Origin of the sequence: Flavobacterium sp. (genome assembly GCF_043780635.1) — a bacterium.
GTDB lineage: Bacteria > Bacteroidota > Bacteroidia > Flavobacteriales > Flavobacteriaceae > Flavobacterium.
In genome coordinates this window covers 1-9,711 of sequence record NZ_JAYWCK010000155.1, presented here as the reverse complement: position 1 = coordinate 9,711, position 9,711 = coordinate 1, and the positions used below count along the sequence as shown (strand labels likewise).

The following is a 9,711-nucleotide window of genomic DNA, read 5'->3' as shown; positions in this document are numbered from 1 at the left end:
GTGTTGCATTCTTAAAAATACGAAAAAACCTGCTTTTGAACAACTATTTTACTATATTTGTTTATGCTAAACGGAAGTTTTTTCACAGTCTGACGTTAGTGGCAATTGGCTCTCGAATCTGCAAAAAAAATGCATATAAAATAATTAGGTTGTTACAAATAAAGTAATAACTTTGTGGTCACTAAATAATATTATTATGGACATTTCAATTATACCAATCGGAAACTCTAAAGGAATTCGTTTATCGAAAACCTTACTTGAAAAATATAATATAACTGACAAAGTTGAACTCATTCTTGAGAAAGGTTATATCATTCTTAAACCCAAATCAGAACCAAGAAATGGTTGGGAAAAATCATTCAAGAAAATGCACGAAAATGGAGATGATAAATTATTGATTAACGATATCTTTGAAGACGAAAATCTTGAAGAATGGATTTAAAACAATATCAAATCGTTTTAGTAAATCTTGATCCAACTGTTGGTAGTGAAATGAAAAAAACGCGACCTTGTGTTGTTATTTCACCAAATGAAATGAACAAATATTTGCAAACCATTGTCGTTGCACCAATGACAAGTAGTTCAAAAACTTATCCAACGAGAGTTGAGATAAATCACGATAAGAAAAAAGGCTGGATTGTTTTAGACCAAATCAGAACTGTTGATAGACAAAGAATAATCAAAGTATTAGGAAATTTGACAGAAAAGGAAACTGCAAAAGTAAAAGATGTTTTACGTGAAACTTATGTAGATTAAAAACAATAACTGCCGCCAACACATGCTAAAACTCAAGGCTAGTTTTTCGGTAAATTGTTCGTCTTATTTTCCTATTTTTGTTTTCTCCTAGTGAAGAAAACTCAGTTCCCAAGCCGCCACGAGCTCTATCATGGGAACATTAGCGGTAAGCAGAACAAACTAGACTATGAACAATACAAATTCAAATAAACCAAGAAAACAACATTACTGGTTTTAGCCATTACAACATCGTATCATCTTCAAAATATGTAATTTATACTTATGAAAAATATATCCTCGCTATTAAAAACTATTGTTTGCTTTTTTTTCTTTTTGGTGCTTACATCTAATATACAGGCACAAAATGTTGGGGCAAGCGAAATTATTAATACCGAAAAAATGTACGACCTACATTTTACGGATGCCAAAAGAGATTCCATGGTGAACCAGCTGAACGCTAACCTGCAATTATATCGATACCTGCATGGGTTCAATTTAGCAAATAGTGTTCCCCTTCCAAACTGGTTTGATCCTGTATTGCCAACAATGACATTCAATACCAAACAACAGCCCATTAACTGGAATATTCCTGCAGGTGTTGTAATGCCTGCTGATACAAACCAATTGGCGTTTTATTCTATTGCCCAGTTGTCTTCATTGCTCAGGCATCATAAAATTACCTCCGTGCAATTAACCCGGTTTTTTATAAACCGTTTGAAAAAATATGGCGACACATTGCATTGTGTTATCAGTCTTACGGAACAAATTGCCATGGAGCAGGCTAAACGGGCCGACGAGGCATTTGCAAAAGGCATTTATAAAAGTCCGCTGCAGGGTATACCTTATGGGCTTAAAGATCTGTTTGCAGTAAAGGGTACCCGAACCACTTATGGCACGCCGCCTTTTCAAGACCAGGTAATAGATGAAGATGCATTCGTGTACCAGCAACTGGAAAAGGCTGGCGCAGTATTGATCGCAAAATTATCTATGGGAGAGCTTGCGATGGATGATATATGGTTTGGCGGACAAACTAAAAACCCCTGGAATTTACAACAAGGTTCTAACGGTTCATCTGCGGGCGCCGCATCGGCAACCGTTGCAGGATTGGTGCCATTTGCCATTGGTACTGAAACCTACGGCTCTATTGTAGCTCCTTCTGCGGTTTGTGGTGCAACTGGTTTGCGGCCTACATTTGGCAGTGTTGCCCGAACCGGCGGAATGAACCTTGCCTTTACCTCCGACCGTATTGGGCCTATTTGCCGTAGTGCTGAAGATGCCGCAATGGTATTTGCTTCTATACACGGTAGTGATGTATATGACCGGGCCTCACGAACAATGCCTTTTAATTATACGGGTACTATTGATCTCAAAAACATAAAAGTGGCGTATGCAAAAAACTACATTGATACCTTGCCCGATAACAGTGCAGAAAAAGCTGTTATTAAAACGTTGCAGGATGCTGGTGTGCAGGTTATGGCTATCGATTTTCCCTCCAACCTACATACGAATGACTTGCTAACAACCATTTGGGCTGCGGAATCAGCTGCGGCTTTTGACCCTCTTACAAGGTCGGGTAAGGATAGCCAAATGGTACAGCAATGGCAAAGCCGCTACCCGAACCAGTTGAGGAGTGCACGGTTTATTCCGGCTGTTGAATATCTTACTGTATGCCGTTTGCGCTACATGGTTATGCAGCAGGCTTTTCCATTATTGAGCAAGTACGATATTATCATTGTGCCAAGTATGGCTGATGAGCCTATGGCACTCACCTGCCTTACAGGTAATCCTTGTATCACATTGCCGGCTGGCATAGCGTCTTCCGGTGGTGCACCACCCAGCATTACTTTTCTAGGTGGTAAATTATATAGTGAGGCAATAATAGCTGCGTTCGCCAAAAAGTTTCAGGAGCTAACCCATTACGAGCAGCAGCAACCGCCCTTGTTTACAAAGTGAACCACAACTCTTTAACGAAAGGCTGATACTCCCACCTAGCGCGCGTTTGTTAGTTTTTCTGGTGCTCGTTTGCGACAAGTACCAGATGGAATTTTTTGCAATGTAAATGTCGAACCTTTGTGGTAATATATCTTGAAGAACCGCGTTATAAACGCTTTTTTTAGTATACAAAAGTAAGTAGGTACTCGTCGTAGACGAGCGCCAGATGGGAATGCAAATAAAAAATCATATTGTAATACACGAAGAAAAATACGGCAGTAAATATCGTTGAACATAAAAAAAACAGCAGTTAACAGCGGTTTTAAGAAATTGGGGTTTTAGGGCTTAATTTAAAGTTTGTTTTGTACTTTTGATTTTCAGTGCATTAGCGAAAGTTTCGTGCTTACAAATTCCCAACTTCTTAAAGTCGAGAATGTTATAGGTAATTTTGACAGACCACAATTTATGACACGGAAGACTTTAATTTTGTTAGGTTTTATTTCACTAAAATTCATACTGCAATTTTTGCTGTTAAGTAGTGAATATAATTTACAGAGGGACGAATATTTACATCTTGACCAAGCAAATCATTTGGCTTGGGGTTATCTTTCTGTCCCACCTTTTACTTCTTGGACGTCTTACATTATTCAATTACTCGGCAATTCAATTTTTTGGATTAAGTTATTCCCTGCCTTGTATGGTGCATTGACAATTTTTATAGTTTGGAAAGCCATAGAAGAATTAAATGGAAACCTTTTTGCTTTGATTTTAGGTGCAACTTGTGTTTTATTTTCTGCACTTTTGCGACTAAACATTTTGTATCAACCCAATTCTTTTGATGTTTTAAGTTGGACAGTTTTATACTTCATATTCCTAAAATATATCAAAACCGATAATTTAAAATGGTTGTATGTAGGAGCGACAGTATTTGCAATTGGTTTTTTGAATAAGTACAACATTGTTTTTCTCTTAATTGGGCTTTTACCTTCATTGTTGCTAACAAAGCATCGGAAAATATTTTTAAAACCCAGTCTATATTTTGCCGTTTTATTAGGCTTGGTTCTAATTTCACCTAATCTTATATGGCAATACAATAACAATTTTCCAGTCTTTCACCACTTAAAACAATTGGCAGAAACTCAATTAATAAATGTAAATAGATTTGACTTTTTGAAAAATCAATTACTCTTTTTTATAGGGTCACTAATAGTAGTCTTTGCATCATTTTATGCTTTACTTTTTTACAAGCCTTTCAACAAGTATAGACCATTCATTTACTCTATCCTCTTTACTTTAACAGCTTTTATTTACTTTAAGGCAAAAGACTATTATGCCATTGGCATTTACCCAATTTACATAGCTTTTGGTTCTGTTTATCTTTCAGACATTTTAAAAGACGGTTGGAGAAAATGTTTACAACCAGTTGTCATTGCAGTTCCCATAATTTTATTTATTCCAATTTATAATGTTGCTTTTCCAAATAAAAAACCTGAATACATTATTCAGCATTCAGAAAACTACAAAAAATTGGGTATGCTACGTTGGGAAGATGGCAAAGACCATTTATTACCACAGGATTTTGCAGATATGCTTGGTTGGAAAGAATTAGCCTTAAAAGTAGATAGCGTTTATTTAAGTTTACCAAACAAAAATAATACACTCATTCTTTGCGATAATTATGGTCAGGCTGGGGCAATCAATTATTACACACAACAAAAAATAAAAGCAGTTTCGTTCAATGCTGACTATATAGATTGGTTTGACTTAACTAAAAATTATGAAAACTTAATCAGAATTAAAGAATCAAATGAAACAGATAATGAACTTAAAGAAACATCGCCATTTTTTGAAGTTTCATTGATTGCAGGTTCTATTACAAACAAATATTCAAGAGAATACGGAACTTCAATTTTTGCTTTTATTGGTTCAAAAATTGACATTAACAAGAGAATTAAAGACGAAATTGACGAGAAGAAAAACTACCGCTAACAGGGGTTTTGCAATAGTGGGCTTTAGTGCTAAATTTGAACAATCGGAATTCTAATAAACATTTGTGCTTTTAATTCCCCACGATAGCAAAGCTCCAAACCGTTAGCCTAATTTATTACCAAAAAGAGTTTATGAGTACTCACAATTATTCATAATATTACTGGCTTTTAAAATTCATAACAAACCTTCTCTTTCCTAAAATAAATCCTAAAGAAAGCTTTAATTTTGGGTAGAAATTGATTTCTAGAAGTCATTAAGAAGTAGGAAATTGCGTCTTAATAAAAAGGGGTTCTTAGATAAAATGACTATAAATAATGGATTTTCTTTGTATTTTGAGCAAGCTTTACTATCTTTCGAACTCGAAAAAAATAATGAACCCTTACACATTGAAAAAATGTTAGAAGAAACGAATGATAACCTGCTTGAAGCAGATGGAAAATTAGAAAATAAATCGATGGAAATCGTACAATCTGAAACAGAAGTTTTAGAAGAAATTGAAACAATTGAACCAAGTAACAGCGAGATTGCTACAGAAATCACAGAAAATATCGAAACACTTTCTGAAGAAATTTCAACAGAGGCTGATGTTATTATTGAAACCGAAAATCAAACCGTCTTGGATTCTGAAACTCCAGTTTTAGAAGAAATAGAAATAGTTGAGCCTAGCAATAGCGAAGAAACTGAATTGGTAGAAGAAAATAGTACCACCGTTTCTGATGGAGAACTAGCAGAAACCAATACTATTATCGACGCCATTGCCGATACAAATGCAGAAGAAAGTGAAGATGAAACGCTGAAAGAACGTTATAATATTCCAATGCTCGATTATGATGCTTTGTCTTTAGAGGCCTTAGTTGACGAATTGGAAAACTTAGTCACTAATGAAAAAGTGATGTCAGTTAAGGATCACGTCGAAGAAATTAAAAAATCATTCTTAGCAAAATACTACCATCTTTTAGAGGAGAAAAAAGAGGAATTTCTCGCTGAGTCCCAAAGCAATGGGACTGACATAAATGAAGAATTTCAATATAGCTCTCCAACAAAAGCAAAATTTGACCAGTATTATTCGCTGTTCAGAGACAATAAAAATACGCATTTCAAAAGTTTGCAAACGAATTTGAAAACTAACCTGGAAAACCGATTGGCGATTGTCGAGGAATTAAAAGAGTTAATCAATCCGCAGGCAAACATTAAAGATACCTTGAAACATTTTAATGATTTAAGGGAACGTTGGAAAAATGCGGGAGCAATTCCAAAAGACAAATACAACCACGTTTGGAACAATTATCATTTTCACGTTGAAAACTTCTATGACTATTTACACTTAGACCGAGAAGCGCGCGACCTTGATTTTAAACACAATCTAGAGCAAAAACAAAAAATTGTGGCTCGTGTTGAAGAATTGGTTAGCGAAGCTGATATCAACAAAGCTTTCCGAGAATTACAAGATTTACATAAAATCTGGAAAGAAGATATTGGTCCGGTTTCGAGAGAACACCGTGACGAAATTTGGAACAAGTTTAGCGATTTGACCAAACAAATGCACGACAAACGCGAAGTTTTGTTTGAAAATTTAAGAGGAACAGAACTTGAAAATTTAGAAAAGAAAAAAGAAATTATTGCCAAAATTGAAGTCTTGGCTACCGAAAAAGTAAATGCTCATTCGCAATGGCTAGGCCAAATAGAAAAAGTGGAAGCTTTGAGAACTGCCTTTTTCTCTGCCGGAAAAGTTCCATCGGAAGTAAATGAGGAAACTTGGGGAGCTTTTAAAACTGCTGTTAGAAATTTTAATTCTTTTAAAAACTCGTTTTATAAAGACATTAAAAAAGACCAAAACAACAATTTAAGCAAAAAATCTGCGCTAGTAACCAAAGCCAAAGAATTACAAGAAAGCACCGACTTTGCGGTGACTACTCCTATAATGAAGCAAATTCAGGAAGAGTGGAAACAAATAGGACATGTTCCAAGAAAATATTCTGATAAAATCTGGATCGAGTTTAAAGAAGCCTGTAATCATTATTTTGACAAATTAAAAGAGCAAAAAAATGAAGAAAACGGTGAAGAAGTAGAAGCTTTTGATAAAAAGAAAGCCTATTTGGAAACACTGAGAGAATTTCAATTGACCGGCGACCACAAAACTGATTTGGATGCTATAAAGTTACATATCGAAACCTGGAAAGGCTTTGGAAGAGTTCCTTTTCCTAGAAGACATATTGAAGGAAAATTTAATAAAGTTCTTGATGCCTTATTTGAAAAATTAAGTTTGAGTAAAAAAGACACTGAAATGATGCGTTTCTCCAATAGAATGGACCATTTATCAGAGAACAATGACACAAGAAAACTAGAAGGCGAGAAAATATTTCTGATGCGTAAAATTGATGAAATCAAGAACGAAATTTTTCAATTGGAAAATAATATTCAGTTTTTTACAAATACCAGAAATGCAAAAAAAGAAAACTCCATCGTCTTAGAAGTTCGAAAAAACATTGAAAAACACAAAGAAGAAATGGAAATCCTGAAAGACAAACTAAAACAGGTGAGAAACTTAAATCAAGCTTAAATTTTTGATAATTATATAATAACCTCATTCAAAACTCAAGAATGAGGTTTTTTTTTGAACAAAAATAGAATATGATAATTATCATTTTAATTTAAACAATTACATACTATTTTTGATTATTGAAAAATTTCTTTTCTATGAAAAACTCTATCCTACAAAAATACAATGTTCCAGGGCCAAGGTATACAAGTTATCCAACAGTTCCTTATTGGGATGAGTCTGATTTCACCTATCAAAACTGGATTGACACCCTAAAAAAATCTTTTGCTGAAAGTAATTCGAAAGAAGGAATAAGTCTTTATATACATCTTCCTTTTTGCGAAAGTATGTGTACTTTCTGCGGCTGCAATAAACGAATTACCAAAAATCACGAAGTTGAAAACCCTTATATAGATGCAGTTTTGAAAGAATGGGCAATCTATTGCAATATTCTTGAAGAAAAACCAATCATTAAAGAAATCCATCTTGGCGGAGGTACGCCTACTTTTTTCTCGACAAAAAACCTAGAAGATTTAATAAACGGTATTTTCTGCTATGCTGAAAAAGCTGTAGATTATGACTTTAGTTTTGAAGGTCATCCTAACAATACAACTCGAGCACATTTATTAAAATTGTATGAATTAGGATTTAAAAGGGTTAGTTTTGGAGTACAAGATTACTCTCCAAAAGTACAAAAAGCGATACATCGCGAACAACCCTTTCACAATGTGGCAAAAGTTACATTTTGGGCAAAAGAAATAGGTTATACTTCCATTGGTCACGACATTATTTTTGGGTTACCTTTTCAAGAAATTGATGATGTTATTGATACTATTGAAAAAACAAACTCATTACAACCTGACCGATTAGCTTTCTATAGCTATGCTCATGTACCATGGATAAAGGGAAATGGACAACGTGGATTCAATGATGAAGATATTCCAAAAGACGAAGTAAAGAGAATGTTATATGAAGTTGGAAAGGATTTGCTTTTCGAAAATGAGTATTATGAAATAGGAATGGATCATTTTGCATTAAAAACCGATACATTATACAAAGCCTTCGAAAGCGGAAAATTGCATAGGAATTTTATGGGTTACAGCTCATCAAAAACACAACTAATGATTGGCCTGGGAGTTTCTTCCATAAGCGATAGTTGGTATAGTTTTGCTCAGAATGTAAAGGAATTAGAAGAATATTATAAACTATTAGAAGCTGATAAATTACCTATTTTTAGAGGTCATTTATTGACAGAAGAAGACCTTATTATTAGAAAACACATTTTGAATTTAATGTGCCAATTTGAAACCTCCTGGAAAGACAAAGCTAATTATTTTAAAGAAATTCCTGAAATCTTAAGCCAATTAAAAGAAATGGAAAATGATGGATTAGTCATCATCGAAAAAGAAGGAATTAAAGTTACGAATGCCGGAAAACCTTTTATCCGCAATATTTGTATGGCTTTTGACTTACGTCTAAAAAGAAAAGCTCCAGAGACAAAATTATTCTCAATGACAATTTAAAAAGATATTTATTATTAAAAAAAATCACGCTAATAAGCGTGATTTTTCTTTTTTATCCTTTCAATATATGATATATTTCATCCTTTAAATGCAGGAGTCTAACTTTCAACTCCTTTAAATATTCATCTGTTGTTATTACTTCTTCTGTCTTGATTGAGAATACTTCGCGTTTCGTTTTATGGTATTCATCAAATAATTCACTAAAATGAACATCCTCTGTTTTTAATTGTACAATTTTTTCCTGATATTCAGGAAAGACATGTAAAAGATCGTGGTTTTCCATATTTATATTAGATTAAATTAATATTAATGACAATTAGGAGTTGATTGCACAAACAAACTCATATCTGAGGGAGAGAGATAAGGAATCCCTAAACCTAACCCCCTAAAGATAAATAAAATTCCAATAATAACTGCAAAATAAGGTATGAATTTTTGAATTTTATTTCGAACAGGAATTGTTAAAAATGAGTTGATATAAACCACACTGCTCATCATTGGTACAGTTCCTAACCCAAACAAAACCATATAAAGCACTCCAAAAGTTGCGCTTTGTGTTGCAATAGCACCGAACAAGGCTACATAAACCATTCCGCAAGGCAAAAATCCATTCAATAAGCCAATCGTAAATAGTGATTTATAACTCTTGTTTTTAAACTGGCTTCCTAACGTAAACTTGATTTTAGAAATCAATTTAAAAACAGGTTTCGAAAAATTATATTTAGCAAAAACTTTCTCAGGAATTAAAATAATGACAATCATTGCAATGCCAATAAATATCGATAATTTCTGTTGGATTCCGGCAAGGAATAATCCTTTCCCCAGCAATCCAAAAACTAAACCAATTGTTGCATAAGCGCTTAATCTTCCTAAATGATACGTAATGATTTGAGAGGTCTTCTTAGCTTGATTGTTCCTATCTACAGGCAACATCATGGCAATAGGACCACACATACCTATGCAGTGAAAACTACTGATTAAACCGAAGAAAAA

Annotated in this window: 8 protein-coding genes; 6 read left to right on the top strand and 2 right to left on the bottom strand. The window is 34.0% G+C overall.

From position 1 onward, the window contains the following. The first annotated feature begins 196 nt into the window (after nt 1-196). The 6 genes from ACH2BV_RS14085 (at nt 197) to hemN (ending at nt 8,718) form a co-directional block, all read left to right on the top strand. Nucleotides 197-442 carry an AbrB/MazE/SpoVT family DNA-binding domain-containing protein gene (locus ACH2BV_RS14085; RefSeq protein ID WP_395051400.1) on the top strand — a complete coding sequence of 82 codons (246 nt, stop codon included), beginning with the start codon at nt 197-199 and terminating at the stop codon, nt 440-442. Continuing rightward, a complete protein-coding gene (locus tag ACH2BV_RS14080; RefSeq protein ID WP_395051399.1) occupies nt 433-756 on the top strand; it encodes a type II toxin-antitoxin system PemK/MazF family toxin in 324 nt (107 codons plus the stop codon). The genes ACH2BV_RS14085 and ACH2BV_RS14080 overlap by 10 nt, the downstream gene beginning before the upstream one ends. A 261-nt stretch (nt 757-1,017) precedes the next feature. After that, nucleotides 1,018-2,688, top strand: a complete 1,671-nt coding sequence (locus ACH2BV_RS14075; RefSeq protein ID WP_395051398.1) for an amidase — start codon at nt 1,018-1,020, stop codon at nt 2,686-2,688. Nucleotides 2,689-3,132: 444 nt separating this feature from the next. Next, nucleotides 3,133-4,656, top strand: coding sequence for a glycosyltransferase family 39 protein (locus tag ACH2BV_RS14070; protein ID WP_395051397.1), 1,524 nt, complete (start codon nt 3,133-3,135; stop codon nt 4,654-4,656). A gap of 394 nt (nt 4,657-5,050) precedes the next feature. Continuing rightward, nucleotides 5,051-7,216, top strand: a complete 2,166-nt coding sequence (locus ACH2BV_RS14065; RefSeq protein WP_395051401.1) for a DUF349 domain-containing protein — start codon at nt 5,051-5,053, stop codon at nt 7,214-7,216. A 137-nt stretch (nt 7,217-7,353) separates the two neighbouring features. After that, on the top strand, nt 7,354-8,718 hold the full coding sequence (hemN, locus tag ACH2BV_RS14060; protein ID WP_395051396.1) for an oxygen-independent coproporphyrinogen III oxidase: 1,365 nt from the start codon (nt 7,354-7,356) through the stop codon (nt 8,716-8,718). 52 nt (nt 8,719-8,770) lie between these two features. Here hemN and ACH2BV_RS14055 read toward each other — a convergent pair whose 3' ends face one another. Then, a complete protein-coding gene (locus ACH2BV_RS14055) occupies nt 8,771-9,001 on the bottom strand; it encodes a YdcH family protein (protein WP_395051395.1) in 231 nt (76 codons plus the stop codon). A gap of 23 nt (nt 9,002-9,024) precedes the next feature. After that, nucleotides 9,025-9,711: sulfite exporter TauE/SafE family protein (locus ACH2BV_RS14050; RefSeq protein ID WP_395051394.1), on the bottom strand; the 687-nt coding region annotated here is incomplete at its 5' end.

Excerpts from the sequence above, each read along its gene's own strand:
- ACH2BV_RS14055 (WP_395051395.1), bottom strand. The coding sequence starts at position 9,001 with ATGGAAAACCACGATCTTTTACATGTCTTTCCTGAATATCAGGAAAAA.
- hemN (WP_395051396.1), top strand. The coding sequence starts at position 7,354 with ATGAAAAACTCTATCCTACAAAAATACAATGTTCCAGGGCCAAGGTAT.
- ACH2BV_RS14070 (WP_395051397.1), top strand. The coding sequence starts at position 3,133 with ATGACACGGAAGACTTTAATTTTGTTAGGTTTTATTTCACTAAAATTC.
- ACH2BV_RS14075 (WP_395051398.1), top strand. The coding sequence starts at position 1,018 with ATGAAAAATATATCCTCGCTATTAAAAACTATTGTTTGCTTTTTTTTC.
- ACH2BV_RS14065 (WP_395051401.1), top strand. The coding sequence starts at position 5,051 with ATGTTAGAAGAAACGAATGATAACCTGCTTGAAGCAGATGGAAAATTA.
- ACH2BV_RS14085 (WP_395051400.1), top strand. The coding sequence starts at position 197 with ATGGACATTTCAATTATACCAATCGGAAACTCTAAAGGAATTCGTTTA.
- ACH2BV_RS14080 (WP_395051399.1), top strand. The coding sequence starts at position 433 with ATGGATTTAAAACAATATCAAATCGTTTTAGTAAATCTTGATCCAACT.